Origin of the sequence: Planotetraspora silvatica (genome assembly GCF_016863315.1) — a bacterium.
In the GTDB taxonomy this organism is placed as follows: Bacteria; Actinomycetota; Actinomycetes; order Streptosporangiales; family Streptosporangiaceae; genus Planotetraspora; species Planotetraspora silvatica.
Genome location: NZ_BOOQ01000015.1, coordinates 25,089 through 49,395 on the forward strand (window position 1 = coordinate 25,089; position 24,307 = coordinate 49,395).

26 protein-coding genes are annotated in these 24,307 nt (G+C 70.8%); 8 read left to right on the forward strand and 18 right to left on the reverse strand.

Features of this window, described 5'->3' with window-relative positions; genetic code table 11:
* Positions 1–11 precede the first annotated feature (11 nt).
* Genes Psi02_RS12570 through Psi02_RS12580 form a run of 3 tightly spaced genes read left to right on the forward strand, consistent with a single transcriptional unit; the run spans position 12 to position 3,401 of the window.
* Positions 12–995: an NAD-dependent epimerase/dehydratase family protein gene (locus Psi02_RS12570; RefSeq protein ID WP_203973723.1), complete on the forward strand. Its 984-nt coding sequence runs from the start codon at positions 12–14 to the stop codon at positions 993–995.
* Positions 992–2,032, forward strand: coding sequence for a glycosyltransferase family 4 protein (locus Psi02_RS12575; protein WP_203973725.1), 1,041 nt, complete (start codon positions 992–994; stop codon positions 2,030–2,032). The genes Psi02_RS12570 and Psi02_RS12575 overlap by 4 nt, the downstream gene beginning before the upstream one ends.
* Before the next feature lie 4 nt (positions 2,033–2,036).
* Positions 2,037–3,401: a polysaccharide biosynthesis tyrosine autokinase gene (locus Psi02_RS12580; RefSeq protein ID WP_203973727.1), complete on the forward strand. Its 1,365-nt coding sequence runs from the start codon at positions 2,037–2,039 to the stop codon at positions 3,399–3,401.
* Here Psi02_RS12580 and Psi02_RS12585 read toward each other — a convergent pair.
* The 3 genes from Psi02_RS12585 to Psi02_RS12595 all read right to left on the reverse strand — a co-directional run bounded on the left by Psi02_RS12585 (position 3,362) and on the right by Psi02_RS12595 (position 6,328).
* Positions 3,362–4,030: an arsenate reductase/protein-tyrosine-phosphatase family protein gene (locus Psi02_RS12585; protein ID WP_203973729.1), complete on the reverse strand. Its 669-nt coding sequence runs from the start codon at positions 4,028–4,030 to the stop codon at positions 3,362–3,364. The two genes, Psi02_RS12580 and Psi02_RS12585, sit on opposite strands and share 40 nt — an antisense overlap.
* A 26-nt stretch (positions 4,031–4,056) precedes the next feature.
* The gene (locus tag Psi02_RS12590) at positions 4,057–4,998 is read right to left on the reverse strand and encodes an LCP family protein (RefSeq protein ID WP_203973730.1); all 942 of its coding nucleotides are present in this window, start codon (positions 4,996–4,998) and stop codon (positions 4,057–4,059) included.
* A gap of 106 nt (positions 4,999–5,104) precedes the next feature.
* The gene (locus Psi02_RS12595; RefSeq protein ID WP_203973732.1) at positions 5,105–6,328 is read right to left on the reverse strand and encodes an ABC transporter ATP-binding protein; all 1,224 of its coding nucleotides are present in this window, start codon (positions 6,326–6,328) and stop codon (positions 5,105–5,107) included.
* 122 nt (positions 6,329–6,450) lie between these two features.
* Here Psi02_RS12595 and Psi02_RS12600 point away from each other — a divergent pair, with 122 nt between their 5' ends.
* The gene (locus tag Psi02_RS12600; RefSeq protein ID WP_203973734.1) at positions 6,451–7,437 is read left to right on the forward strand and encodes a LacI family DNA-binding transcriptional regulator; all 987 of its coding nucleotides are present in this window, start codon (positions 6,451–6,453) and stop codon (positions 7,435–7,437) included.
* On the opposite strand, the gene Psi02_RS12605 is transcribed toward Psi02_RS12600, so the two are convergent.
* Positions 7,427–7,915, reverse strand: coding sequence for a glutathione peroxidase (locus Psi02_RS12605; RefSeq protein ID WP_203973736.1), 489 nt, complete (start codon positions 7,913–7,915; stop codon positions 7,427–7,429). The genes Psi02_RS12600 and Psi02_RS12605 overlap by 11 nt on opposite strands.
* A 344-nt stretch (positions 7,916–8,259) precedes the next feature.
* On the opposite strand from Psi02_RS12605, the gene Psi02_RS12610 reads away from it, so the two are divergent.
* Positions 8,260–8,766 carry an aggregation-promoting factor C-terminal-like domain-containing protein gene (locus Psi02_RS12610; RefSeq protein WP_203973738.1) on the forward strand — a complete coding sequence of 169 codons (507 nt, stop codon included), beginning with the start codon at positions 8,260–8,262 and terminating at the stop codon, positions 8,764–8,766.
* A 53-nt stretch (positions 8,767–8,819) separates the two neighbouring features.
* Here Psi02_RS12610 and Psi02_RS12615 read toward each other — a convergent pair whose 3' ends face one another.
* Complete coding sequence (locus Psi02_RS12615) at positions 8,820–9,464, reverse strand: TetR/AcrR family transcriptional regulator C-terminal domain-containing protein (RefSeq protein ID WP_203973740.1); 645 nt, start codon at positions 9,462–9,464, stop codon at positions 8,820–8,822.
* A 91-nt stretch (positions 9,465–9,555) separates the two neighbouring features.
* Between Psi02_RS12615 and Psi02_RS12620 the strand changes: the two genes are divergently transcribed.
* Positions 9,556–10,674 carry a ferritin-like domain-containing protein gene (locus tag Psi02_RS12620; RefSeq protein WP_203973742.1) on the forward strand — a complete coding sequence of 373 codons (1,119 nt, stop codon included), beginning with the start codon at positions 9,556–9,558 and terminating at the stop codon, positions 10,672–10,674.
* A 25-nt stretch (positions 10,675–10,699) separates the two neighbouring features.
* Here Psi02_RS12620 and Psi02_RS12625 read toward each other — a convergent pair whose 3' ends face one another.
* The 3 genes from Psi02_RS12625 to Psi02_RS12635 are packed head-to-tail and all read right to left on the reverse strand — an operon-like array spanning position 10,700 to position 11,761.
* Entirely contained in the window at positions 10,700–11,014 is a 315-nt protein-coding gene (locus tag Psi02_RS12625) for a DUF202 domain-containing protein (protein WP_203973744.1), read from the reverse strand.
* Positions 11,011–11,346 (reverse strand): YidH family protein, encoded by a 336-nt coding sequence (locus tag Psi02_RS12630; protein ID WP_203973746.1) that lies wholly within the window; start codon positions 11,344–11,346, stop codon positions 11,011–11,013. The genes Psi02_RS12625 and Psi02_RS12630 overlap by 4 nt, the downstream gene beginning before the upstream one ends.
* A gap of 43 nt (positions 11,347–11,389) precedes the next feature.
* Positions 11,390–11,761: a DUF8711 family protein gene (locus Psi02_RS12635; protein ID WP_203951406.1), complete on the reverse strand. Its 372-nt coding sequence runs from the start codon at positions 11,759–11,761 to the stop codon at positions 11,390–11,392.
* A 49-nt stretch (positions 11,762–11,810) separates the two neighbouring features.
* Between Psi02_RS12635 and Psi02_RS12640 the strand changes: the two genes are divergently transcribed.
* Entirely contained in the window at positions 11,811–12,068 is a 258-nt protein-coding gene (locus Psi02_RS12640; protein WP_203973748.1) for a ubiquitin carboxyl-terminal hydrolase 14, read from the forward strand.
* A gap of 33 nt (positions 12,069–12,101) precedes the next feature.
* Here Psi02_RS12640 and Psi02_RS12645 read toward each other — a convergent pair whose 3' ends face one another.
* Both Psi02_RS12645 and Psi02_RS12650 read right to left on the reverse strand, forming a co-directional pair.
* Positions 12,102–13,691, reverse strand: coding sequence for a Na+/H+ antiporter (locus tag Psi02_RS12645; RefSeq protein WP_203973750.1), 1,590 nt, complete (start codon positions 13,689–13,691; stop codon positions 12,102–12,104).
* 51 nt (positions 13,692–13,742) lie between these two features.
* The gene (locus Psi02_RS12650; RefSeq protein WP_203973752.1) at positions 13,743–14,789 is read right to left on the reverse strand and encodes a hypothetical protein; all 1,047 of its coding nucleotides are present in this window, start codon (positions 14,787–14,789) and stop codon (positions 13,743–13,745) included.
* A 223-nt stretch (positions 14,790–15,012) separates the two neighbouring features.
* Between Psi02_RS12650 and Psi02_RS12655 the strand changes: the two genes are divergently transcribed.
* Positions 15,013–16,986 (forward strand): ATP-dependent DNA helicase, encoded by a 1,974-nt coding sequence (locus Psi02_RS12655; protein WP_203973754.1) that lies wholly within the window; start codon positions 15,013–15,015, stop codon positions 16,984–16,986.
* A 29-nt stretch (positions 16,987–17,015) separates the two neighbouring features.
* Here the strand turns inward: Psi02_RS12655 and Psi02_RS12660 are convergent, their stop codons facing one another.
* From Psi02_RS12660 to Psi02_RS12695, 8 genes are all read right to left on the reverse strand, one after another.
* A complete protein-coding gene (locus tag Psi02_RS12660; protein WP_203973756.1) occupies positions 17,016–18,587 on the reverse strand; it encodes an endonuclease/exonuclease/phosphatase family protein in 1,572 nt (523 codons plus the stop codon).
* 142 nt (positions 18,588–18,729) lie between these two features.
* Positions 18,730–19,548 carry an MOSC domain-containing protein gene (locus tag Psi02_RS12665; protein WP_275415188.1) on the reverse strand — a complete coding sequence of 273 codons (819 nt, stop codon included), beginning with the start codon at positions 19,546–19,548 and terminating at the stop codon, positions 18,730–18,732.
* Between the two features lie 33 nt (positions 19,549–19,581).
* Positions 19,582–20,364: an SGNH/GDSL hydrolase family protein gene (locus tag Psi02_RS12670; RefSeq protein WP_203973760.1), complete on the reverse strand. Its 783-nt coding sequence runs from the start codon at positions 20,362–20,364 to the stop codon at positions 19,582–19,584.
* A gap of 31 nt (positions 20,365–20,395) precedes the next feature.
* Entirely contained in the window at positions 20,396–20,830 is a 435-nt protein-coding gene (aroQ, locus tag Psi02_RS12675) for a type II 3-dehydroquinate dehydratase (protein WP_203951414.1), read from the reverse strand.
* A complete protein-coding gene (gene aroB / locus Psi02_RS12680) occupies positions 20,827–21,903 on the reverse strand; it encodes a 3-dehydroquinate synthase (RefSeq protein ID WP_203973762.1) in 1,077 nt (358 codons plus the stop codon). The genes aroQ and aroB overlap by 4 nt, the downstream gene beginning before the upstream one ends.
* Positions 21,900–22,412, reverse strand: coding sequence for a shikimate kinase (locus tag Psi02_RS12685; RefSeq protein WP_203973764.1), 513 nt, complete (start codon positions 22,410–22,412; stop codon positions 21,900–21,902). Before Psi02_RS12685 ends, aroB begins: the two co-directional genes overlap by 4 nt.
* Positions 22,413–22,426: 14 nt before the next feature.
* Entirely contained in the window at positions 22,427–23,605 is a 1,179-nt protein-coding gene (gene aroC / locus Psi02_RS12690) for a chorismate synthase (RefSeq protein WP_203973766.1), read from the reverse strand.
* Between the two features lie 20 nt (positions 23,606–23,625).
* Entirely contained in the window at positions 23,626–24,297 is a 672-nt protein-coding gene (locus tag Psi02_RS12695; RefSeq protein ID WP_203973768.1) for a prepilin peptidase, read from the reverse strand.
* Positions 24,298–24,307: the final 10 nt, after the last annotated feature.

Below are 24,307 nucleotides of genomic sequence, written 5' to 3' on the forward strand. Positions count from 1 at the left end.
GGGAGAAGTCGGTGAACACCTCAGCAAGGAGCTACCTGATCACAGGAGGGAGCGGATTCGTCGGGTCACACCTGACCGACGCGCTGCTCGCCCGCGGGGACTCCGTCGTGATCCTCGACAACCTGTCCACGGGACGGCTCACCAACCTCCGGCCGCACCCCCGGCTGCGATTCGTGCAGGGTTCGGTGCTCGACGAGCTCGTGGTCGACGAGCTGGTCCACCAGTGCGAGGTCGTGGTGCACCTCGCCGCCGCGGTCGGCGTCAAGCTGATCGTCGAGCAGCCGCTGCGCTGCCTGACGACCAACATCCGCGGCGCGGAGATCGTCATCGAGGCCGCGCACCGGTACCGCAAGAAGATCATGCTGACGAGCACCAGCGAGATCTACGGCAAGAACTCGTCGGGGCCGCTGCGGGAGGACTCCGACCGTGTGCTCGGCAGCCCCGCCGTCGTGCGGTGGGCCTACAGCACGGCCAAGGCGGTCGAGGAGATCCTCGCCAACGCCTACTTCAAGGAGCGCGGCCTGCCGACGATCGTCGTCCGCCTGTTCAACACGGTGGGCCCGAGGCAGAGCCCGGCCTACGGCATGGTCATCCCCAGGCTCGTACGGCAGGCCCTCAACGGCACGCCCCTGTCCGTCTTCGGCGACGGGACCCAGACCCGGTGCTTCGCGCACGTGGCGGACATCGTCGACGCCCTCCTGGGCCTGCTCGACACCGAGGCGGCCATCGGGCAGACCTTCAACGTGGGCTCCACCGAGGAGGTGAGCATCCTGGAGCTGGCCAAGCTCGTCATCGAGCACACCGGCTCCACCTCCGGGGTCGACCTCGTCCCCTACCACGAGGCCTACGAGCACGGCTTCGAGGACATGACACGCCGGGTGCCGGACACCGCCAAGCTGCGCGCGCTGACGGGATGGACGCCCCGGCGCTCACTCGACGAGATCCTGGCCGAGGTCGTCCAGGAGGCACGCGACGATCTGGTGTCATCCCGGTGAACGCGGTGATCGCCCTCATGGCGGGCCTGGCCGCCTGCCTGCTGAGTGCGGCGACGATGGCTCCGCTGAGACGCCTGGCCCTCCGATGGGGCCTGACCGACCGGCCGGCCGGCCACAAGGCCCACGCCCGGCCGACCGCGTTCCTGGGGGGCGTCGGGATCGCGCTGGGCACCGCCCTGCCGACCGCGGCGGCGCTCGGCTTCAGCGACCTGCGGGTCACCGCGATCCTCCTGGCCGCCCTCGCGGTCGCCGTACTCGGCCTGATCGACGACATCCGGTCGCTCCCCGTGGCGGCGCGGCTCATCGTCGAGTCGGTCGCCGCCGGAGGCGTCGTGGCCTCGGGAGTTCAGATCACCCTCACCGGCCAGTGGATGGACGGCCCGCTGACGGTGATGTGGATCGTCGTGATGACCAACTCCTACAACCTCCTCGACAACATGGACGGCGCGCTGGGCGCGGTGACGGCCGCCACCGCGGTCTTCCTCGTGGGGGCGGCCTTCGTCGCCTCGCAGCCGGCGCTGGCGATCCTGCTGTCCGCGCTGGCCTGCGCCTCCCTCGGCTTCCTCGCCCACAACTGGGCGCCCGCCCGGATGTTCATGGGCGACTCCGGCTCGCTGTTCATCGGCTTCGTCCTGACCTGCTCGACGATCGCCCTGGCGACCGGGCTGACTCCGGGCGCCATCTACGCCGGCCTGCTGCTCCCCGCGTTCGTCGCGGTCGTGGACACCGGCGTCGTCATGGTGTCCCGGGTGCTCGCGGGCCGGCCGCCGCTCAGCGGGGGAACCGACCACGTCACCCACCGCCTCCAGCGGACCGGCCTCGGCAGCCGGGCGATCGCCGTCTCGCTCGCCACGGCGGCGGCGATGACGGGGGCGCTGTCCCTGACGGTCACGCTCGGCTGGTTTCCGCCGCTCGAGACGGCGATCGTCGCGGGCATGACCGCAATCATCCTGATCGGCCTGCTCCAAGGTGTGGACGTCTACACACCGGCCCGGCCGTCCGGGGAGCTCTCAAGAATCAGCCAAAGGCGGCGGTGATCCTGTGGATCTGCTCTATTTCGTTCGGCTCACGCGCAGGAACTGGCCGCTCATCCTCCTGTCGCTGCTCATCGGCCTGGCCGGAGCGCTCGCCGTGACCGCGAGGATGCCTCCCCAGTACGTCGCGACCATCACCATGCTCGTCTCCGGCTACGACAAGGAGGGCAGCCTGTCCGCCGCGATCCAGGCGGGAGCGCTGTCGCAGCAGAGGGTCCAGTCGTACGCGACGCTCATCACGAGCCGCCGGGTCGTCGGCCAGATCACCCGGGAGCAGGACGTCGAGAGCGTCCAGGCCAAGATCCACGCGGAGGCCATCCCCGCCACGGTGCTGCTGCGCGCCACCGTCACCGACAGCAGCGCCGCCCGCGCCGCCCGCCTGGCCAACGACCTCGGCGACACCTTCACTCAGCTGATCAACCAGATCGAACGTCCGACGCAGGACAAACGCCCCAGCGTGAAGGTGAGCGTGGTGGACCGGGCGGAGGTGCCGGACACTCCGGTCAGCCCACGGCCGCTGGTCAACGTCGGGATCGCCGAACTGATCGCTCTCCTCGTCGCGCTCACGGCCCTCGTCCTGCGCGACCTTCTCGACACCACCATCAGAACCTCCGAGGCGCTCCAGGAGACCTCGAGAGGACCGGTCCTCGCGACCATCGGCTACGAGCGGAACGCCAGGAGGTATCCCCTCATCCTGCGCAGCCACGGCCGGTCGACCAGGGCCGAGGCCTTCCGGTCGCTCCGCACCAACCTGCAGTTCATCGGCGTCGACCACCAGCCCCGATCGCTGGTCGTGACCAGTTGCCTGCCCGGTGAGGGCAAGTCCTCGACGTCCACCAACCTGGCGATCACGCTCGCCCAGGCCGGTTGGCGGGTGATCCTGGTGGACGGCGACCTCCGCCGGCCCCGCATCCCGGCCTACCTCGGCATCGAGGGCGCCGCCGGGATCACGGACGTGCTGATCAGCGAGACGCGTCTTGAGGACGTCATCCAGCCCTGGGGCGGGCCCGGACTGTTCGTGCTGCCGAGCGGGCAGGTCCCGCCGAACCCGAGTGAGCTGCTCAGCTCACAGGGGATGCGGAACGTCCTCACCGAGCTCACGTCCCGGTTCGACATCGTGATCATCGACGCCCCGCCGCTGCTCCCCGTCACCGACGGCGCGGCACTCGCGGCGATCTGCGACGGCGCCCTGCTCGTCGCCCGGTACGGCAGGACCCGCAGAGAGCAGTTGACCCGCGCCGTCGACCTGCTGTCCTCCATCAACGCCCGGCTGGTGGGGACGGTGCTGAACTTCGCCCCCGCCAAGAGCCGGAACCACGGTTACGACTACGGCTACGAGGCCGCGGAGGCCAGGACGCCGGTCGACGCCTGACTCTCGGGCACGGCCGCGGTGAGCAGACGGAAGGGGCCGTTGAGCGCTTCGGCGATCCGGCGGCCCGCCTCGCGGTGCCTGCGCCGGGATCGCCCGTTGGGGTCCGGAATGTCGGGCTGGTCCACCAGGATCAGCCCCCGCTGGGCCCGTACCTCGGCGACCAGCGCCCGCATCCGCTCGACCGGATCCGCCAGATGGACGACCCTCCAGGGATGCACCGCGGCGGCGAGCGCGCCGAACTCCGCGATCGTGAAGGCGTGCGCGGCGGCGGCCGGGTGCATCGCCACCGACTCGGCGCGGTGCCGTACGCCCGCGCCCAGCACGAGGTCGGCGCCGGCCACCAGGTCGGGGGTGAGCCGCCGGGACGCGAAGGCCGCGTGGGGCTCGCCGCCCAGCTTGACGACCGCGCGGCGGGCACGCTCGGTCATCGGCCTGCCCGGCTCCGAGCGGATGCCCGCGCTGGCCACGACGAGGGGCGAGCCGGGCCCGAGCATCGCGCGCGCGAGCCCCTCCGCCATCGGAGACCGGCAGACGTTGCCGGTGCACACGAACAGAATGCGGAACGTCGTCTCGAAGGGCCGGGCGGGCGTCCCTGAGGGGACTCCGCCGTCGGGCCGTGTCGCGGCCATGTCACCGTCCTGGTCGTTGTAGTGGGTCAGTCGCGGGAGGTCGTCGGGGCTCCGGGCATCGCGGCCCATTGGGCGCGTGCGCGGGAGGCGTCGAGGAGGAGCACGGGCTCGGGCCCCATCCATGAGGCGCGGGAGTGCGGCGTCTCGATTCGGGTGCTCCCCGGGCCGACCCGCGCGGCCTGTCCGGCGAGCCGGCGGATGTCCACCGTCGCGTCCACGCTGACCGACCGGGCGAATGCGCGGATCAGCGCGTCCACGCGGAAGGGGTTGGCCAGCAGGCCGATGTCGGTGGCCTTGGCGCCGAGCGCGTGGAGGAAGGCCTGTTGCCACCCGGCCCCGCCGCGGTCGTCGCACGTGTGCCCGCAGGCCGAGCGGCCGCGGACGTATCCCAGCGCCGCATGGCCGGTCAGATGACGGCCGCCGAGGTCGACGCCGCCGAGGATGTCGATCACGTTCCCGAGGCCGGTGAAGTCGAGGATCGCGAAGTGGTCGATCCGCACGCGCATGAGGTGCTCGACGGTCTCGACGAGCAGCGGGGACCCACCCAGGGCGAACACGTCGCCGATCTTCCCGGTGCCGTGACCGGGGATCGGCACCCACGAGTCACGCGGCAGGGACAGCGCCTGCGGCGGCGAGGCGCCGGAGGAGAGCCGGACGAGCATCAGGACGTCGGAGCGCCGCTCGTCGGGCGTCCAGAAGGGGCCGCGCCGGTCGGACCCGACGACCAGCCAGGTCTCCCCCGGTGAGGAATCGGGGGGAAGACGTCTGTTCTCCGGCGGGAACGCGTTCGGGATCCGCGTGATCTCCTGCTCGTAGGAGCGGAGCAGCAGGTAGCCGCCGCCCGCCGTACCCATGAGAAGGGTCAGCGTGACGATTCCGCAGACGGCGGCGATTCTGCGCCACCTGCGCGGCCGCGGCGGGGCCTGGACGCCGTCGTCGCGTCCGGCGGCCTGCCGCGTACCTTCCATGCCCGCGACGCTAGATCTCCTTCGCGTCGCGGCGGACCGCGGCGCTCCGGGCTTTACTCATTTCTGCCGGTACGGCGGAACCCTCCGCCGTACCGGCAGCGGGCGCCTACGCGCCGACGTTGGCCTCGTGGCCGATGGACAGGCCCGAGTCGACGTCGAAGAAGTGCAGGTTGTGCGTGTCGACGACCAGCTCGATGTCCTGGCCGGGACGGACGTGGCTGCGGGCGTTGACGCGGGCGGTCCACAGGGACTTGTCGCCGGCCAGGGGCAGCGCCGCCGCCTCCTCCTCGTCACCGTCGTGCTGAGCGGCCACGGTGTCCTTGTGCTCGACCGGCGGGGCGTCGATCGTGAACAGGACGTTGATCTCGGAGCCGAGCTCCTCGGTGACGTTCGCGCGCACGGGGATGCGCACCCAGCCGGCGGCGTTGCCGTTGGCGGCGACCGAGTCCTCGAAGTCCGACGGGCGGATGCCGAGGATGATCTTCTTGCCGATGTAGCGGTCGAGGCCGGGCTTCTCGTCGAAGGTCGAGTCCGGAACCGGCAGCTTGTAGTCCGCGAAGGCGACGGCCGCGCCGTCGTCGTCCCGGGTGAGCTCGGCGTAGGTGAAGTTCATGGACGGAGAGCCCATGAAGCCGGCGACGAACAGGTTCACCGGGCTGTCGAACAGGTTCTGCGGGGTGTCCACCTGCTGGAGCAGGCCGTCGCGCAGCACGCAGACCCGGTCGCCGAGGGTCATGGCCTCGACCTGGTCGTGGGTGACGTAGACGGTGGTGACGCCGAGGCGCTCGTGAAGCTGGTTCAGCGAGGCGCGCATGGAGACGCGGAGCTTGGCGTCGAGGTTCGACAGCGGCTCGTCCATGAGGAACGCCTGCGGCTCGCGGACGATGGCGCGGCCCATGGCGACACGCTGGCGCTGACCACCGGAGAGCGCGGCGGGCTTGCGCTTGAGGTACTGCTCCAGGCCGAGCATCCGGGCGGCGTCGCCGACGCGCTTCTGGATCTCCGCCTTGGGCATCTTGCGGAGCTTGAGGCCGAACGCGAGGTTCTCCTCGACGGTCATGTGGGGGTACAGCGCGTAGTTCTGGAACACCATCGCGATGTCCCGGTCCTTCGGAGGCAGGTGGTTGACCACCCGGTCCCCGATGGAGATCTCGCCACCGCTGATGTCCTCAAGGCCGGCGATCATCCGCAGGGCGGTGGACTTGCCACATCCCGACGGGCCGACCAGCACCATGAACTCGCCGTCCCTGATCTCAAGGTTCAGGCCGTTGACGGCCTTGACGCCTCCTGCGTAGATCTTGTCGACGTTGCTCAGAACGATTGAAGCCATGCCAGTCCTTCGCGGTTCCCAAACAAGGTACTTGGATACGTTTTCAGGAATCTCACCCGAACTACCGTCTAATGTCAAGGTTTTGGTCCCATAAGGGATGGAAGCATGATGGAATCGTTTCCATGAACATGGCGCAACGCCGTACGACGATCAAGGACGTCGCGGAGGCGGCGGGGGTCGGGGTCGCCACGGTTTCCCGCGTCCTGTCGGGGGGGTCGGCCAGCGCCGAGACGCGCGAACGCGTCCTGGCGACGGCGGCCCGGCTCGACTACCGGCCGAGCGCCCTGGGGCGCAACCTCCGGCAGCAGCGGTCCGGGGGGATCGGGCTTCTCGTCCCGGACATCACCGACAGCTTCTACGCCCGGCTGACCGACGGCGTGCTGTCGTGCGCCCGGTCGTACGGCGAGCCGGTGACGATCGGGGTGACCGGGGACGACCCGGAGCAGGAGGCCGAGCTCATCGGCACGCTCATCGAGCAGAGCATGGACCGGGTCATCGCGGTCCCCTCGGGCGACGGCGAGACGTGGGCGCCCGCGCTGCGCGCCGGCCTGAACGTGGTCTTCGCGGACAGGCAGGTGCGCGACGACGTCCCCGGAGTGGTCGCCGACGACCGCGCCGGGGTCCGCACCGCGGTGGAGTACCTCGTCGGCCTCGGCCACAAGAAGATCGCCTTCCTGGCCCGGCACGGGCAGTCGCAGCGGGTGGCCGCCTTCACCGACACGCTCACCTCGATGGGCGTGCCGGTGGATCCGGAACTCGTCGTCCACGCGCGCGCCAGCCGCGACTCGGCGTACGCGGCCGCCGCGGGGCTGCTGCAGCACCGCGCCGACCTCACGGCGGTGCTGACCGGGGGCAACATGCTCGGCGAGGCCACGGTCCTGGCCGCGCGGGAGCTCCACGTGCGGATCCCGAGGGACGTGTCGCTCGTCATGTTCGACGACGTGCCCTGGGCCGAGCTGTGCTCTCCCCCGCTGACGGTCATCGCACAGCCCGCCCAGGACGTGGGCTACCGCGCCGCCGAGCTGGTCCTGCGGCAGGGACGCCGTCCGCGGACGGTGACCCTGCCGACCGAGCTCATCGTGCGGGCCAGTTGCGGGCCTAGGAGATGACCTTCTCGATCGCCTCGACGACCTCGGGGGACTCCGGCTCGACGCGGGGCCGGAACCTCGCCACGACCTCGCCGTCGGCGGTGAGGAGGAACTTCTCGAAGTTCCACTGAACGTCGCCGGCGGCGCCCTCCGCGTCCGCGGTCGCGGTCAGCCCCGTGTACAGCGGATGCCTGTCGTCGCCGTTGACCTCGGTCTTGTCCAGCAGCGGGAAGTCCACGCCGTAGGTGGTCGAGCAGAACTCCTGGATCTCCTCGGCCGAGCCCGGCTCCTGGCCCATGAACTGGTTGCACGGGACGCCGACGACGGTGAACCCCCGGTCGGCATAGCTCTCCTGAAGCCGGACGAGTCCGGCGTACTGCGGCGTCAGACCACACTTCGAGGCGACGTTGACCACGAGGGCCGCGCGGCCGCCGAGGATTTCACCCAGGGTCGTGGAGGCGCCCTCAAGGGTGTTGACGGGTGTTTCGAGAAGGCTCATGAGCGGACTATACCGAATGATGTTCGGTACCGGACGCGCCGGTGGCGCTCCCGAACATCCAGGTCAAGGGCGGCCGGTCAACGTCATCGCCGTCCCGCGAGACGCCCGCCGCCCGGAACCGAATCGGCAAAGAACCGTCCGCCGCGTGTCGCAGGTGGCGGCCGTGGGCCGGGTCGGCGTACTTCAATCCGCCTAAAGGACCCGTCGCGGTGCCTGCCGGAAGTTGTCTTGGATCCGGTGCAGGCCGAGCGGACGGCCGCGCTCACGCCATGAGCGCGGTACGGCCGGCGATCGCGTGCCACACGCGCCCGCCTTCCGCACGCGACCCGACGACAAGGACCGATTTGGACAGTTTCAGTGTTCTGCGCAACACAGCGGTGGCCGTGATCGCGATCAGCGTGATCGGCGGCGCGAGCGCCACACCGGCGATGGCCGAGCAGTCCACGACCAGCCAGGACGCGCAGACCAGTCAAGGCATCCATGTCGCGACATGGAAGATGCGCGTCACGGTGAAGGCCCGCAAGATTCACCGGGCGCCCGCACCGACGAGGACCCGCAGCAAGGCCTACGCCTTCCGCCTCGTCAGCCGGCGGGCATGGCCGAGCACGCAGTTCGAGTGCCTCGACAGCCTGTGGACCCGGGAGAGCAACTGGGACCACCGGGCCTACAACGCGGGCTCCGGCGCCTACGGGATCCCGCAGGCTCTGCCCGGAAGCAAGATGGGGTACGTCGCCGAGGACTGGCGGTTCAACCCGCAGACCCAGATCCGTTGGGGCCTGCGGTACATCAAGGGCCGGTACGGCTCACCATGCGGCGCCTGGGGTCACTTCCAGTCGCACAACTGGTACTGAGCAGGTCCGGGAACGCCCAGGGGAAGGGACCGTTCCTTCGAGGCGCCCGGGGGTCATCCCCGGGCGCTTCGCCTTCCGGCCTGCTTCCCCGCCCGTACGGACATCGCCTGGACCAGCAACTCCAGCCCGAACTCGAACTCCTCGTCGTGGTCGCACGAGGTCAGGTAGGGCGCCAGCGAGCTCACCTCGGGGAACAGGGCGGGATCGACGTCGACCGTGGTCGCGTCGCCCCGCACGGGCGCGAACGTCGGAGTGACGCCCACCTCCCTGAGCAGCGAGCCGACGATGTAGGCGACGAACATGCGCAACATGCGCACGGCCTCGCTCCCCTCGAACCCCGCGTCGCGCAGCGTGGACAGGGCCCGCTCGACCGGGAGCAGCCCGGCCGTGGAGTGGAGCTGACGGCTGAACACCACCATCGTCGAGCGCGGGTAGTGGTGGGCGATCTGCCGGAACGCCCTCGCCTGGACGCGCACCCGGTCGGTCCAGTGCGCCGACGGGTCGTCGGTGAACTCGATCTTCGACAGGACGCTCTCGGAGATGGCGTCGAGCAGCGCCGCCTTGTTGGGAACGTGGTTGTAGAGCGACATGACTCCGACCCCGAGCCCGGCCGCGATCCTGCGCATGGAGACGGCGTCGGCGCCCTCGCGCTCGATGAGGTCGACGGCGGCGTCGACGATCCTGCTGCGGCTGAGCATGTGGCGATTCTCTCCCACCCCGTTGACGGACGTACAGCGTACGTGCCAGTCTCGAAATCACTACGTACGGTGTACGTCGAGGAGGGCCCCCGTGTCGACCCACGAGCTCTACACCATCCCCGCCGAGCTCTCCACATGGGACGTGGAGATGACCGGTGCCGCGCGGTTCACCTGGGAGTACGACGACGGCAGAGACCGCATGCTCGCCCTGTACCAGAAGGGCAAGGACAAGCAGTGGGACTCCGTCAAACGGATCGACTGGGACATCGAGGTCGATCCGTACGACGTGCTCGGCGTCCCCGACCAGTCGATCTCCATCTACGGCACGCCGCTCTGGGAGCGCATGAGCGAGCAGCAGCGCAAGGACGTCCGGCTGCACAGCGCCTCCTGGCAGTTCTCCCAGTTCCTGCACGGCGAGCAGGGCGCCATGATCTGCTCGGCCCGGATCGTCGAGTCCGTGCCCGATCTCGACTCGAAGTTCTACGCCGCGACGCAGACGATGGACGAGGCGCGGCACGCGGAGACCTACGCCCGCTTCCTCCAGGACAAGGTCGGGCTCGTCTATCCCATCAACCAGCACCTCAAGGCGCTGCTGGACAGCACGCTCGGCGACTCCCGGTGGGACATGCCGTACCTCGGGATGCAGGTGCTGATCGAGGGCCTCGCGCTGGCCGCGTTCGGCGTGATGCGCGACATCACCACCAAGCCGCTGCCCAAGCAGATCCTGGCGTACGTCATGCAGGACGAGGCCAGGCACGTCGCCTTCGGCCGGATGGCCCTGCGGGACTACTACCGCGACCTGTCGGAGGCCGAGCGGCGCGAGCGTGAGGACTTCGTCATCGAGGGCTGCTATCTCATGCGCGACCGCCTCCGCGGCCAGGAGACCTGGGAGACCCTCGGCCTGAGCAAGGACGAGGTGGCCCAGGCCATGGAGGCCACCGACCGGTCGGAGTACCTCAGGCTGTTCCGCTCCCTGCTGTTCAGCCGCATCGTGCCCTGCGTCAAGGACATCGGGCTGTGGAGCCCCCGTCTGCAGAAGGCCTACGCCGACATGGGCGTGCTCGACATGGCGGGGCAGAGCCTCGACGCCCTCATGAAGCAGGACGAGGAGATCGCGGAGAAACTGGACGCGGAGCGTTTCACCCAGGAGGAGTCCGAACGGCACGCCGAGGTGGCCGAGACCATCGAGGCGGCACGCGAAGAGAGCTGACAGTCCCGCCGGCCCGCGGGCGGGACTACACGCGGGACAGGACCAGCGCCAGCGACCCGGCGACCACGCAGAGCACGCCGGCCCACGCGAGGCGCGCGTCCGCCGTGTCGTCCAGCGGGCCGGCCTCGCGCAGCGCCCGCTCGACCCGCCTGTACCGCGCGCCGGTGCGCAGGAGCAGAATCGCTCCGCAGAGCGCGGCGACCGCGAAGGGCGCGATCATCCCCGGTCCTTCGCCGCCGCGCAGGCCCGCTCCGGCCGCGACGAGGCCGGCGACCGCCAGGAGCGTCGCCGTCCTGACCCAGGCCAGCCGCGTCCGCTCGCTGTGCAGTCCGGCGGTCATCGCCCGAGGAGGATCAGGAGAAGGGCGACGACCGCCACCGCGGCGACGCCGTACCCGAAGAGGGGGGCGAGGGCGGGCGGCGGAAGCGGCTGGTCACGGCGCAGAGCCCGCTGGATGTGCCGCCACCGCGGGTAGGCGGTGGCGGCGGAGACGGCGGACAACGACACGAGCACCAGGGCCAGCAGCGTGCGGACCCACGGCACGAAGACGCCCTCGGGCACGACCGCCATGGCGATGCCTCCGGCGCTGAGGGCCAAAGACGTGCTCAGCCAGGTGAGGTACGTGCGTTCGTTGGCCAACGTGAACCTGGGGTCCGGCTCGTGCCCATCCATGGGAACAGGGTAGTTTTGCCCCTTTTCCCCTGGCTTTGCCGGGTTACAGGCAGGCCTCGGTGATCTGCTTCAGGTAGGCGGCGCTGTCGGTGGCCGCCTTCTGGGCGGCGTCGACGGCGGCGTTGGCGTCGTCCACGTTGAGCTTCTGGAGGCTGTCGGACATCCCCTGCAGCGCTTCCTTGAGGGTGGTGTCCCCCGCGTCGTTGGCGAGGTCGTTCAGCTTGGCGGCACCGTCGGAGATCTCCTTCTGCATCGCCTCGGGATCGTTGGCCGCGGCGGTGACCTTGCTGATCGTCTCACTGATCAGCTTGGGCGCCTCGAGACAGGACTGCGCCTTGTCGGCGGCGGAGCATCCGGAGAGCAACAGGACCGAGGCGGCCACGGCGGCAGCGGCGGAGAGGGGGAGGGGTCGCATGGCCAGAACCCTACCCAATCGTAATTTCGGCCGGGCTAGCATCAGCTTTATGGATATCTGTGAGCATTTGCAGTCCGCGGGCGACCCTCCGCCCCTCCCCGCGGAGGGATGCGCCGAGTGCCTGGAGACGGGCGGGCGCTGGGTCCACCTGCGCAAGTGTCTTTCATGCGGCCACGTGGGCTGTTGCGACTCCTCCCCCAGCCGCCACGCGACCGCGCACTTCCACCAGTCCGGGCATCCGGTGATGCGGTCCTACGAACCGGGCGAGGAATGGCGCTGGTGCTTCGTGGACAACGCGCTCGGCTGAACGCCGGGCCGCCGGAGGCCGCGGCCGGGGAGGTCAGCTCCGTTCGAGCGTGGCCTCCTCGAAGTCGAGTTCCTGCATCACCCGGTGGAGCACCTCGTCGTCGATCCGCCGCTCGTCCCTCAGCCGTACGAACACCTCACGCTGGGCGGTGAGCATCTCGCGGCGGAGCCGCCGGTAGGCCGTCGACGGGGTCTCCGCGCCGTCGAGGCCGGTGCCTCCGCCGAGCCTCTCCCATCCCCGCAGCGCCGTACGCTCGGCGCGTGACCGCAACTGCTCGACGACCTCCTCGTGGACGTCGAGGACGCCGTCGGCGATCAGCTCCTCCAGCCGCGCCAGCGCGGCCGCCGACGCGGCCTGCTGGGCGGCCGCCTCCGCGAGGTCGTCGGAGTAGCGCTCCGCGTCGTTGGACACGCCGAGCCGCCTGATCAGCCACGGGAACGACAGGCCCTGCACGATCAGGGTGCCGATGACGACGGCGAACGTCAGGAACAACACCAGGTTGCGCTGAGGGAAGTCCTCCGGCAGACCGAAGGCCGCCGCGAGCGAGACCACCCCGCGCATGCCCGCCCAGCTCGTGAGCACCACGTTGCGCCAGGCGGGCGCCCGCGCCTCCCGCTCGCGCACCCTTCTGATCAGCCTCGGCGCGTAGACGGTGATCGGCACCCACAGCGCCCGGAGCACCACGGCGAGCAGGAACAGGACGACCGCGTACACCCCCACCCGGGTGAGGTTCTCATCCGCAAGCCCCATGAGGATCGGCCGCACCTGCAGGCCGATCAGGGCGAACACGATCGACTCCAGCACGAGATCGGCGACCTTCCACACGGCGCCGGACAGGATGCGGGTGCCGTAGCTCGTGCGGCTCATCTGGTGGCCCAGATAGATTCCGGCGATCACCACGGAGATCACTCCGGACGCGTGCACGGCCTCCGCCGCGATGTAGGCGCCATACGGGACGAGCAGCGAGATCCCGTTGGCGATCAGTGAGTCGCTGAGCCTGCGCAGCAGGGCCGCCACGACGTACGCGATCGCGAGCCCGATCACGATGCCGGCCCCGGCCGAGTAGAGGAACTCCGCGCCGGCGCCGAACAGGTCGGCCGCGGTTCCCGCGACGGCCGCCGCGACGGCCACCCGGTACGCCGTGAGCGCCGTGGCGTCGTTGAACAGGCCTTCCCCGACGAGGATCGTGATCGACTTGCGCGGCAGGCCGAGCTTCCTGCCGACCGCGATGGCGGACACGGCGTCCGTCGGCGCCACGATGGCGCCGAGCGCGAACGCCGCGGCGAGCGGGAGCCGCGGGATCAGCGCGTGCGCGATGAGCCCGATCACGACCGTGTTGAACAGGACGAGCCCGACCGCGAGCAGCCCGACCACCTGCTTCACGGCACGCAGGCGCAGATATGAGCTGTCGAGCGCCGCCGAGTAGAGCATCGGCGGCAGGAACACGGAAAGGACGATCTCCGGGTCCAGCGCATAGCTGGGCATCCCGGGAACGAACGAGGCGACCAGCCCCGCGACGACGAGCAGCAGGGGCGCGGACCACCCCCGTCCTCTCGCGACGGCGGTGACGGCCAGAGCGCCGGCGGGAAGTAACAGGAACTGCGATGCGGTGGAGATGTCCATCAACAGATGAGGTTACTTATATCGGGGGCTCCCGATGACCCGCCGGACTTGTCACCAGACGCGCTGGTCGTCCCGGGGGTCGTCGGGCCGCTGCTCCGGCCGCTGGTCCGGCCGTATGCGCTCGCCCGTGGCGTACATGGGCTCCTGCGGATAGTCCTGGCCGTATTCCTGCTGATAGTCCTGCGGGTACGGCCGGCCCTGGCCGAGGCCGAGCGGGTCGCTCGGGTCGACCCGTCCCTGCGGCTGCGGCGGGTACGGCGGGGTCTGCGGACCCGTGTCGTACTGGTAGCCGGCCTGGCCGGGATGTCCCGCCGCGGGCTGGCCGGGGTGACCTCCGGCGGGCCTGGCCGGGCGACCCGGCTGGCCGGGGTGACCTCCGGCAGGCTGACCTGGACGGCCGGGCTGAACGGGCTGTCCCGGGTGAACGGGCTGGCCCTGCTGGCCGGGGTGATGCCCGGGAGGCGGCGCGCCGTACTGGCGGGGAGGCTCCTCGTAGGGGCCGGGGGCGAACGGCCGGTCGCGGGGCACCTCGCGGGGGGCCTCCCTGGGCGGAGCCCCGCGTGCCACGAGGACGTCGTTCGATCCCATCGGCGGCTGCGGGCCGCTGGGCCCCCCGTACGGGTCGACCGCCGGCCCGCCGTACGGATCCGGTGCGGGGTTTCCGTACGGGTCCGGTGCCTGCCCGCCGTACTGGTCCGGTGCCGGCCGCGAGTACTGGCCGGTGCCCGGGTAGTCCGGGTATTCGGGCTGGGGAGCGGGATAGTCGGAAGGATGTCCGGCGTACTCAGGCTGCCCGGGGTACTCAGGCTGTCCGGGGTATTCGGGCTGGACCGCGTCCTGACGCGCCATGGGGCCGGTGCCGGGATCCTGTCCGTCGTCGACGTACTGGCCGCCCGCCTCCGCGTAGCCGTCGTCGAGACCGTCGATGAGGCGCCCGACGTCATCCATGGGCATCCGGAAACTCCCGGTGCACATCTCGCCGCGCCACAGGCTCAGGACCAGCGTTCCCTCGTGCCAGGTCACCCGGAGAACCCGGTCCTGGCCGCGGGCGTCGAAGAACACCTCACCGAATGATGGCAACGGGACAACTTCCGACATGACAGACATAGTGCCTTTACCTGCCCTTATCCGTCCACTCGACCTCGGGAAACCCTACCGAACGTCTTTCCTATCCTCTTTGTCCCCTACTCGGTAGATCGTCGTTGACCTTGAGAGTGTGACGCCTAGTGTGCCACGGGAGACGATTTCCGGCTCCTGGAACGCCAGGATGCAACCGCCCGCTCACGCCTCGGATGTCGGCGGCAGCGGGTAGCGTTCTCCCGTGCCCAAGGACAGTCGCGACCTCCCGCCCGTCGAGGAACTGCTCACCACCGCGGTGACGGAGCTGGGCGGCTCCGAGCGCCCCGGGCAGGTCAAGATGGCCCAAGCGGTGCGCGACGCCGTCGAGAGCAAGGAGCACCTCGCGGTCCAGGCGGGCACGGGTACCGGCAAGTCGCTCGCCTACCTGGTGCCCGCCATCCGGCACGCCGCGGAGACCGACAACGCCGTCGTGGTGTCGACCGCCACGATCGCCCTGCAGCGCCAGCTCGTCGACCGCGACCTGCCCAGGCTCGCCGACGCGCTCGAGGGCGTGCTCGCCCATCGGCCGGAGTTCGCGATCCTCAAGGGCCGCCGCAACTACCTGTGCCGCCACAAGATGGGCGCGGGCATGCCCGACGACGAGGAGGACCAGCTCTTCGATCCCCGCGAGGTGAGCGCGACCGGGCGGATGGTCCAGCGGATCCAGGAGTGGGCCTCGGAGACCGAGACGGGCGACCGCGACGAGCTCGTCCCCGGCGTCAGCGACCAGGCGTGGCGGCAGTTCTCCGTGCACGCCAAGGAATGCCTCGGCGCGCAGCGCTGCCCGAGCGGCGCGGAGTGCTTCGCCGAGCTGGCCAGGGAGCGTGCCGGCCAGGCCGACGTGGTGGTCACCAACCACGCGCTGCTCGCCATCGACGCCATGGAGGACTTCCCCGTCCTGCCGGAACACGACGTCGTCGTCGTCGACGAGGCCCACGAGCTGGTCGACCGGGTCACGTCGGTGGTCACCGACGAGCTGTCGGAGGGCACGGTGGGCGTCGCCGTCCGCCGCGTCGGAAGGCTGATCGAGCAGGCGCTGGCCGACCGGCTCCAGGAGGCCGGTGAGGACCTCGCGGCCCTGCTCACCGCCGCTCCGCCCGGCCGGGTCGACGACCTGCCGCAGTCGCTGGGGCTGACCCTCGCCCTGGTCCGTGACTCCGCGTACGCCTGCATCAAAGCCCTGGGCCCGCGGAACAAGGACAAGGACGACCCGGAGAACGCCGGCCTGCGCAAGGCGACGTTCACCGCCCTCGACGAGGTGCACGACACCGCCCAGCGCATGCTCGACGCGTTCGGCGGAGACTCCGAGGCCGACCGGGCGGAGGTCGTCTGGCTCGACGAGGGACGCGGCCGGATCCCCCCGACCCTGCGCGTGGCGCCCCTGTCGGTCGGCGGGATGTTGCGCGACAAGCTGTTCGGCGACCGCACGGTCGTCCTCACCAGCGCCACCCTCGCACTGGGCGGCTCCTTCGACGGCATGGCCCGCCAGTGGGGGCTCAGCGGAGACGACTGGACCGGTCTCGACGTCGGGTCGCCCTTCGACCACCCGCGCAGCGGGATCCTCTATGTGGCCAAGCACCTTCCGCAGCCCGGCCGCGACGGCCTGCCCGAGGAGTACCTCACCGAGATCACCGAACTGATCGAGGCCGCGGGCGGGCGCACGCTCGGATTGTTCTCCTCGATGCGGGCCGCGAAGGCCGCCACCGAGGCACTGCGCGAGCGGCTGGACGTGCCGTTGCTCTGCCAGGGCGACGACTCGACCTCGCAGTTGGTCAAGCAGTTCGCCGCCGACCCGGCGACGTGCCTGTTCGGGACGCTGTCCCTGTGGCAGGGCGTGGACGTGCCCGGCCCTTCGCTCACCCTGGTCATCATCGACCGCATCCCGTTCCCCCGGCCCGACGATCCGCTGGCCTCCGCACGGCAGCGGCACGTCGCCGCGACCGGCGGCAACGGCTTCATGGCGGTCGCGGCGACGCACGCGGCGCTGCTCCTGGCGCAGGGGGCGGGCCGCCTCCTGCGGTCGATGAACGACAGGGGCGTCGTGGCGGTGCTCGACCCCCGGCTGGCCACCGCCCGATACGGCGGGTTCCTGCTGGGCTCGCTGCCGCCGTTCTGGCGCACGACCGACCCGGCCAAGGTCCGTGAGGCGCTGACCCGCCTCACGGACGGAGCCTGACCGGGCAGGCGGTCGCTACTTCCCGGTCACTACTTGGTCACCGTGAACATGGCCGACTGGGCCACCGAGACCACTCCGTCGTCGGGCAGAAGCCGCACGACATACCGGCCCGGGGGCAGCGGCCAGGAGGAGTCCGCTCCGATCGACTTCGGTCCGATCTTCGCCTGTCCCTCGATCGCCGAGCCGGTGTAGGTGTACACGAGGTACTCGGAGGTGTCCTGGCACTTGCCTCCCGGGCAGGCGTAGACCGAGACCCAGTCCAGACCCATGCCGGGTGCGTTCGACCAGTCGACCTTGATCGATTCGCCCTGCTTGTAGCTGCTCTTGCCGACCGACACCTTGGTCGGCTCGCCCGCGGGGTAGAGCCAGACCGGCGCCTTGGAGACGACCTTGCCCCGGGAGACGAGGGCGACGGCGTAGGCGCCGCGGCGCAGGCCCTTCGTCGGCAACGTGACCGTTCCGTCGGTCCTGCCTGACTTCGTCGGGCGCGAGGTGACGGCCCGGCCCTTCGCGTCCCGCAGTTCCACCCGCTCGCCCTGCCGTCCGGCGGCGTGGAAGGCGACGGGGAGGTCCTTGCCGATCGTGACCCGGCGGGTGGCCGGTGACACCAGAACCTGAGGCACCGCCGGCACGACGTCCAGCGTGGACACGACTCCCCGGTGGTCGGTCGGCCAGGGCGACACACCCACGCCGACGTCGGGTCCGCCCTTCTCGCCGACCACCGTGCTGTCGATCGTGCGGGTCGGACCGGAGGTCAGCACCCAGTCGATCCGGTCGAACACCTCGTGCGCGTCGGCCTCCGGGCTGCCCGGCGTCCAGGTGAAACCGGGGACGGCGACGGGATCCGGGTGCGCTTCGCGATAGGTGTCCCGCAGCCCCGCAGCCGCCAGAGCGCTGCTGGCCGGCCACTTCACCGCGTAGGGAACGTCTGCGCGCTCGGCCGCGACCGCGGGCGTCCAATCCAGGTGGGAGGGGCTGTTGAAGTCTCCGGTCAGCATGACCGGGATGCCCTTGCGGGCCAGCGCGGGGAGCACCTTGACCAGGTCCTGCACGGCGGGCAGGCGGGTCTTGCGCTCAAGGTCGAGCACCTGCTTCACGGTGCCGCCGTCCCGGACGAGGTACGGGCCGTAGGGGTCGGACGGCAGGTGGGTGTTGGCGACGGCCACGACACGGCCCGGGGCCACCTCGACGTACACGTACAGGCCATTGCTGCCCGGCGGGTCGATGATGGGGAACCGCGACATCACATGGGCCCGGTCGCTGCCGTACCAGCCGAGCGCCGACGCGATCCTCTCGACGTTCCGCTCCGGCTCCTGCACCCCGACGATGTCGGCACGCGCCTGCGTGACGGCGCGTTCGATCTGCACCAGGGTCTGCGGGCACCCGTTCGGCGTCGCGCAGAAATCGCCGGTCTTCAGATCGAGGTCGTCGCCCCCGTAGAAGATGTTGAGCGTCATCACCCGGAGTCGTTCGTGCTCTACGGCACTGTGCCCGCCGGTCGTCGCGACCGCGGACGTCGATCCCAGCGAGAGCATCGCGGCCGCGATCAGCGCCCCGGCGGATACCACCACGCGCCGTCGCTTCAATCGTTTCAAATTCACGGTTCGCTCCTCACTCGTCCCCTCGGCACGCCGGCCACCGGCCGGCACGAGCGGGGCCAACGTTAGGAGCGAACGGGAGGCCACAGCTCCCCATAACCCCTGTCCGCTGGGCGAACTTGCCCTGAACCGCGATCGAACAGCGTCACGAGGGCGTGACGGGATCCCCCACGCGGATCGCGCCGGGGTTCCTGGGCACCAGCCGGACGCCGAACCAGGTCTTGCCGTCCCATCGGCGGTGTCTGGCCAGCGTCCGCAGCGGTTCCTTGCCTTTGACCCACGTGTCCGGGTCGATCGTCGTGACGGCACAGCGGTCGCACGACTCTGAGACGCGGAAATCCACCTCACCGATGCGGACCCCCGCCCAGCCGTCCTCCGCGTACGGCTCCGCACCGTCGACGACCACATTGGGCCGGAACCTGGCGACCGACAGAGGCTGAGGCGGCACCTCCCCCCGTTCTAGGGCGCCTTCGGCGATCCAGTCGTCGAGGCGGCGCAGCGAGGCGGCCGAGGTGAGCAGCAACGGAGCGTCCCAGGCGAAGCTGACGACGTCTCCGGGAAGCCCGCCGTGACGAGCGGAGACCGGCCGCAGGCGAGGGTCGTCCAGCCAGACGAGCCGTGCCGGACAGCCCAGCAACCGGGTGAACCACGCGTGCGCCGCCTCGTCGGCGGCGACGGCCCGGTCGAGACCGGAGAACCCGACGGGCACGGCGGGGCCGGTCGCAGGGGGGACCGTCAGGTCGGGGAGACCCGGAGCGGACAGCGCGAGACCTCCGCCGGCGAGGTCGCGGGCCCGCACCGAGACCATGCGGGAGAACTCACCGAGCCACAGGTTCTCGCCGTCCTCGCCGACCACGGCCCAGCGGCGGTCCCCCTCGAGCCCCCACGGATGTACGAGAGCGCTCTCACGCGACAGTCCCATCGCGGATTTCAATGGATAGATACGGATTCCCGTAAGCTCCATTCCCCGAGCTTACGTCGCGTGAGAGCGCTCTCGCTAGCTGAGCGGAGTCAGACCCGGGCGCTTGGGGTCGAGGTCGTCGCCGGAGGACGTGCCCCGCACGCGGCGGCCGACCCACGGCGCCAGGTGTTCGCGCACCCACTGGACGTCCTCGCGGCGCTTGAGCCTCGCGTCCACCTTCTCGCGCGCCGGCCACGTCATCCGCCAGTCGTCCGACGGGACGCCGAGCACGTCGAGGACCTTCCCCGCGACGATGCGGTGGCCTTCGGCGTTCAGGTGCAGCCTGTCCGCGCTCCACGCCCGCCAGTCCCGCAGTGCCTGCAGCGACCAGATGTCCACCAGGCGGCAGCCGTACAGGTCGGCGATCCCGCGGACGTGCATGAAGAAGATGGCGAACTTGCCGCGTGCCACGCGCATGATCGGCGTGTCCCGGGGGTCCATGCCGGTGAACAGCAGCACCTCGGCGCCGCTGCCGCGCAGGGTCCGCACGGCCGACGCGAGCTTCTTGGCCATCCGGTCGGGGTCGGCGCCCGGCCGGAGCAGGTCGTTCCCGCCCGCGCAGAAGCTGATCAGATCCGGCCGCATCTCGACCGCCTGCGGCACCTGCGACTCGACGATCTGGTCGATGAGCTTGCCGCGGATCGCCAGGTTGGCGTACGCGAACCCGGGTTCCTGCTCGGCCAACCGCTCGGCCACCCGGTCGGCCCACCCGCGGTACCGGGTCACCTGACCTGCGACGACGGGCGGATCGGCGAGGAGGGGGTCGTTCAGGCCTTCGGTGAAACTATCTCCTATTGCGACATATGACCTGTAACTCATCGAACCCCGCCTTGCTCTGCTGTATCAGTCGTTACTCACCAGTATCGGCGATCGCGCGGAGTGCCAGTTCATATGACCGCATGCCGAAACCGGCGATCGTCCCCGTCGCGACGGCCGCCACGACCGAGGTGTGGCGGAACTCCTCCCGGGCGCTGGGGTTGGACAGATGCACCTCGACCAGGGGTGCCGTCCGCTGGGCGATCGCGTCGCGCAACGCGTAGGAGTAATGGGTGAACGCCGCCGGGTTGAGGACGACGGGAGTGCGGGAATCGGCGGCCTCGTGGATCCAGCCGACCAGTTCCGCCTCGTCGTCGGTCTGCCTGACCTCCACCGACAGGCCGAGCTCCCGGCCGGTCTCCCGGCACAGGGCAGACAGGTCGTCGAAGGTCTGCGCGCCGTAGACGTCGGGCTCGCGGCTTCCGAGACGCCCGAGGTTGGGACCGTTCAGCACGAGCACGGCCCTCATCGGCCGACCTCCCGGTAGGCGGCTTCGAGTAGTTCCTCCGACGGGTTCTCCAGGCGCGACACCTTGGCGATCCCGTCGAGCACGACGAAGCGCAACGTGGCCCCGCGGCTCTTCTTGTCGACCCGCATGTGGTCGCGGAGCTCTGGCCACGCCTCCTTGCGGTAGGCCGTGGGCAGCCCGACCGAGGCGAGGATGGAGCGTGTCCGCTCGACGACGTCCCTGCCGATCCGGCCGTCGAGGCGGGAAAGCTCGGCCGCGTACACGAGGCCGATCGCCACGGCCTCCCCGTGCCGGATGTGGAAGTGCTCGACCCGCTCGATCGCGTGGGCCAGGGTGTGACCGTAGTTGAGGATCTCCCGCACGCCGCTCTCGCGCAGGTCGGCGCCCACGACGTCGGCCTTGACCTGGATCTTCCGCTCGATCAGCTGGCGGGTGTGCCCGCCCTCCGGCGTGCAGGCCCCGGCCGGGTCGTCCTCGATCAGCATGAGGATCGTGGGGTCGGCGATGAAGCCGCCCTTGATCACCTCGGCGAGCCCGGCGACGTAGTCCTCGCGGGGCACGCTCACCAGCGTCGCCAGATCGCACAGGACGCCCGCGGGAGGGTGGAAGGAGCCGACGAGGTTCTTGCCCTCGGGGGTGTTGATGCCGGTCTTGCCGCCGACGGCCGCGTCCACCATGCCCAGCAACGTGGTGGGGACCTGCACCACCTGCACGCCGCGCAGCCAGGTCGCGGCCGCGAACCCGGCCAGGTCCGTGGTCGCTCCCCCGCCGACGCCGACGACCGCGTCGGACCGCGTCACGCCGTAACGTCCGAACGCCGACCAGAGCTCGGCCGCGACCTCGACGGACTTGGCCGCCTCGCCGTCGGGGACCGGCAGGGAGAGCACCTCGAGCCCCGCGGTCTCCAGCACCCCGCACACCGGCCGCGCGATCTCGGGGAGGCTGGCCGGGTGGACCACCGCCACCGTCTGGACGCCCGCGGCGAGCAGCCCGGGCAACTCGCCCAGGACGCCGGTGCCGACGACGACGTCGTAGGGGCTGTCCCCCCGCACGGTGATGCGCGTGGCGGTCACAGCGTGGCCGCGATCTCGGCGACGATGTCCGCGGGCTCCCGGTCGTCGGTCTCCACCGTGGTGACGGCCAGCCGCTCGTAGACCGGGCGGCGCTCCTCCATCAGCTTCCTCAGCTGGCTGCGCGGGTTGAGCACCAGCAGGGGCCTGGCGGAGGCGAGGCCGACCCGCTTGACCGCCTGGTCGAGCCCCACCCGCAGGTAGACGACCCGATGACCGGCCAGCAACTCCTGCGTCGGACCGTGCAGGACCGCCCCGCCGCCGAGCGACAGCACGCCGTCGTGGCCCTCCAGCGCGGCCTGTACGGCCACCGCCTCCAGCTCGCGGAACCTGGCCTCGCCGTCCTCGACGAACACGTCGCTCACCGGTTTGCCCGCGACGGCCTCGACGTCGGTGTCGGTGTCGCGGAAGGACAGCCCGAGGCGGTCCGCGAGGAGCAGGCCGATCGTCGACTTGCCGGAACCCGGCGGCCCGATGAGGACCACCGTGGGCTGTTGAGACGCGGAACTCATGATCACAGACCTTATTACTTGATCACCAGAGAAGAGAGGTAACCCGCCAGGTTGCGGGCGACCTCTTCGACCGAGTCGCCGCCGAACTTCTCTACGGCGGCGTCGGCCAGCACGAGTGCGACCATCGCCTCGGCGACGATCGCCGCCGCGGGCACGGCGCACACGTCGGAACGCTCGTGGTGGGCCGTGGCCGCCTCGCCCGTCAGCACGTCGACCGTCGCGAGCGCCCGGGGAACGGTGGAGATCGGCTTCATGGCGGCGCTGACCCGCAGGGGCTCCCCGTTGGTCATGCCGCCCTCGACGCCGCCGGCCCGGTTCGTGATCCGCCGGACGCCGCCGGCGGTGTTCTCGATCTCGTCGTGGGCCCGCGAGCCCGGCCGCCGCGCGGTCTCGAAGCCGTCGCCGACCGCCACGCCCTTGATCGCCTGGATGCCCATCAGCGCACCGGCGAGCCGGGAGTCGAGTCGCCGGTCCCAGTGGGTGTAGCTGCCGAGACCCGGCGGCAGGCCGTAGGCGAGGACCTCGACGACTCCGCCCAGCGTGTCGCCGTCCTTGTGCGCCTTGTCGATCTCGGCCACCATCGCGGCGCTCGCCGCGGGATCCACGCAGCGCACGGGATCGGCGTCGACCGCCGCCATGTCGCCGGGACCGGGGAGGACGCCGGCGGGCGCGGACGCCCCGCCGATGGCCACCACGTGGCTGACGATGTCGACGCCGAGGGCCTGCTTGAGGAAGCTCCGGGCGACCTGGCCGAGTGCCACACGGGCGGCGGTCTCCCGGGCGCTGGCCCGGTCGAGCACCGGGCGCGCGTCGTCGAAGCCGTACTTCTGCATGCCCGCGAGGTCGGCGTGGCCGGGCCGGGGACGCGATCGCGGCGCGTTGCGCGCCTGCCCCTCGAGGAGCTCGGGGTCGACCGGGTCGGCGGCCATCACCGTCTCCCACTTGGGCCACTCCGTGTTGCCCACCCGGATGGCCACGGGCGAGCCGAGCGTGCGGCCGTGCCGTACGCCGCCGGAGATCGTCACCACGTCCTGCTCGAACTTCATCCGCGCGCCGCGGCCGTAGCCGAGGCGGCGGCGGCGCAGCGCCTCGTCGATCTCGGCGGTGGTCACCGCCACTCCCGCGGGCAGTCCCTCCAGGATCGCGAGAAGCTCGGGGCCGTGTGACTCCCCTGCCGTCAACCAGCGCAACATGCTGACAAGTCTTCCATGTGTCACACGCGGGTCAGCACCGCCACGAGGGCCGCGACGAGCATGAACGGCCCGAAGGGGAACTCGGTGCCGCGATTCGCCCGGCGCGTGACCAGGAGGCCGACCGCGTAGATCGCGCCGAGGAAGTGGCCGCCCAGTCCGGCGACGATCGCGGCCTGCGAGCCGAGCGCGCCGGTGAGCAGGCCGACGATCCCGGCGAGCTTGACGTCTCCGAGCCCCAGTCCGGCGGGACGGATGAACCACAGGACGGCGTAGATCCCGGCGAGGACGAGCCCCCAGATCACGGCCGAGGCCAGGTGCCCGGAGGGGAGGAGGAGCGCGAGGATGATCGGGTAGGACGGCAGCGTGATCATGTCGGGCAGCCGGAAGGTCCGCCAGTCGATCACGGCGAGGGCGACCCCGGCCACCACCGCGTAGAGCCACGGTGCGAGGAGCCAGCCGTCGTGGAGCCGCCAGGTGACCAGCCCGGCCGCGAGCGCGGTCACGCCCTCGATCAGGTACGGCCGGCGGGGCAGAGGGACGATCCGGATCGCCCGCGCGAAGGCCTGCCGGGCCTCCTTGCGGTGGTCCTCCACATCGGTGCCGAACCCGTCGGCGACGGCGCGCGCGTACGAACCGGCGATCAGCCCGAGGAACGCCGCGACGGCGACGGGCACGGCCACCTGGACGACCATGACCCCGCCC

Coding starts and splice junctions, on each gene's coding strand:
- Psi02_RS12585 (WP_203973729.1), bottom strand. CDS start 4,030: ATGGCCGCGACACGGCCCGACGGCGGAGTCCCCTCAGGGACGCCCGCC.
- Psi02_RS12590 (WP_203973730.1), bottom strand. CDS start 4,998: ATGGAAGGTACGCGGCAGGCCGCCGGACGCGACGACGGCGTCCAGGCC.
- Psi02_RS12595 (WP_203973732.1), bottom strand. CDS start 6,328: ATGGCTTCAATCGTTCTGAGCAACGTCGACAAGATCTACGCAGGAGGC.
- Psi02_RS12600 (WP_203973734.1), top strand. CDS start 6,451: ATGAACATGGCGCAACGCCGTACGACGATCAAGGACGTCGCGGAGGCG.
- Psi02_RS12605 (WP_203973736.1), bottom strand. CDS start 7,915: ATGAGCCTTCTCGAAACACCCGTCAACACCCTTGAGGGCGCCTCCACG.
- Psi02_RS12615 (WP_203973740.1), bottom strand. CDS start 9,464: ATGCTCAGCCGCAGCAGGATCGTCGACGCCGCCGTCGACCTCATCGAG.
- Psi02_RS12625 (WP_203973744.1), bottom strand. CDS start 11,014: ATGACCGCCGGACTGCACAGCGAGCGGACGCGGCTGGCCTGGGTCAGG.
- Psi02_RS12630 (WP_203973746.1), bottom strand. CDS start 11,346: ATGGATGGGCACGAGCCGGACCCCAGGTTCACGTTGGCCAACGAACGC.
- Psi02_RS12635 (WP_203951406.1), bottom strand. CDS start 11,761: ATGCGACCCCTCCCCCTCTCCGCCGCTGCCGCCGTGGCCGCCTCGGTC.
- Psi02_RS12640 (WP_203973748.1), top strand. CDS start 11,811: ATGGATATCTGTGAGCATTTGCAGTCCGCGGGCGACCCTCCGCCCCTC.
- Psi02_RS12645 (WP_203973750.1), bottom strand. CDS start 13,691: ATGGACATCTCCACCGCATCGCAGTTCCTGTTACTTCCCGCCGGCGCT.
- Psi02_RS12650 (WP_203973752.1), bottom strand. CDS start 14,789: ATGTCGGAAGTTGTCCCGTTGCCATCATTCGGTGAGGTGTTCTTCGAC.
- Psi02_RS12665 (WP_275415188.1), bottom strand. CDS start 19,548: ATGGAGCTTACGGGAATCCGTATCTATCCATTGAAATCCGCGATGGGA.
- Psi02_RS12670 (WP_203973760.1), bottom strand. CDS start 20,364: ATGAGTTACAGGTCATATGTCGCAATAGGAGATAGTTTCACCGAAGGC.
- aroQ (WP_203951414.1), bottom strand. CDS start 20,830: ATGAGGGCCGTGCTCGTGCTGAACGGTCCCAACCTCGGGCGTCTCGGA.
- Psi02_RS12685 (WP_203973764.1), bottom strand. CDS start 22,412: ATGAGTTCCGCGTCTCAACAGCCCACGGTGGTCCTCATCGGGCCGCCG.
- aroC (WP_203973766.1), bottom strand. CDS start 23,605: ATGTTGCGCTGGTTGACGGCAGGGGAGTCACACGGCCCCGAGCTTCTC.
- Psi02_RS12695 (WP_203973768.1), bottom strand. CDS start 24,297: ATGGTCGTCCAGGTGGCCGTGCCCGTCGCCGTCGCGGCGTTCCTCGGG.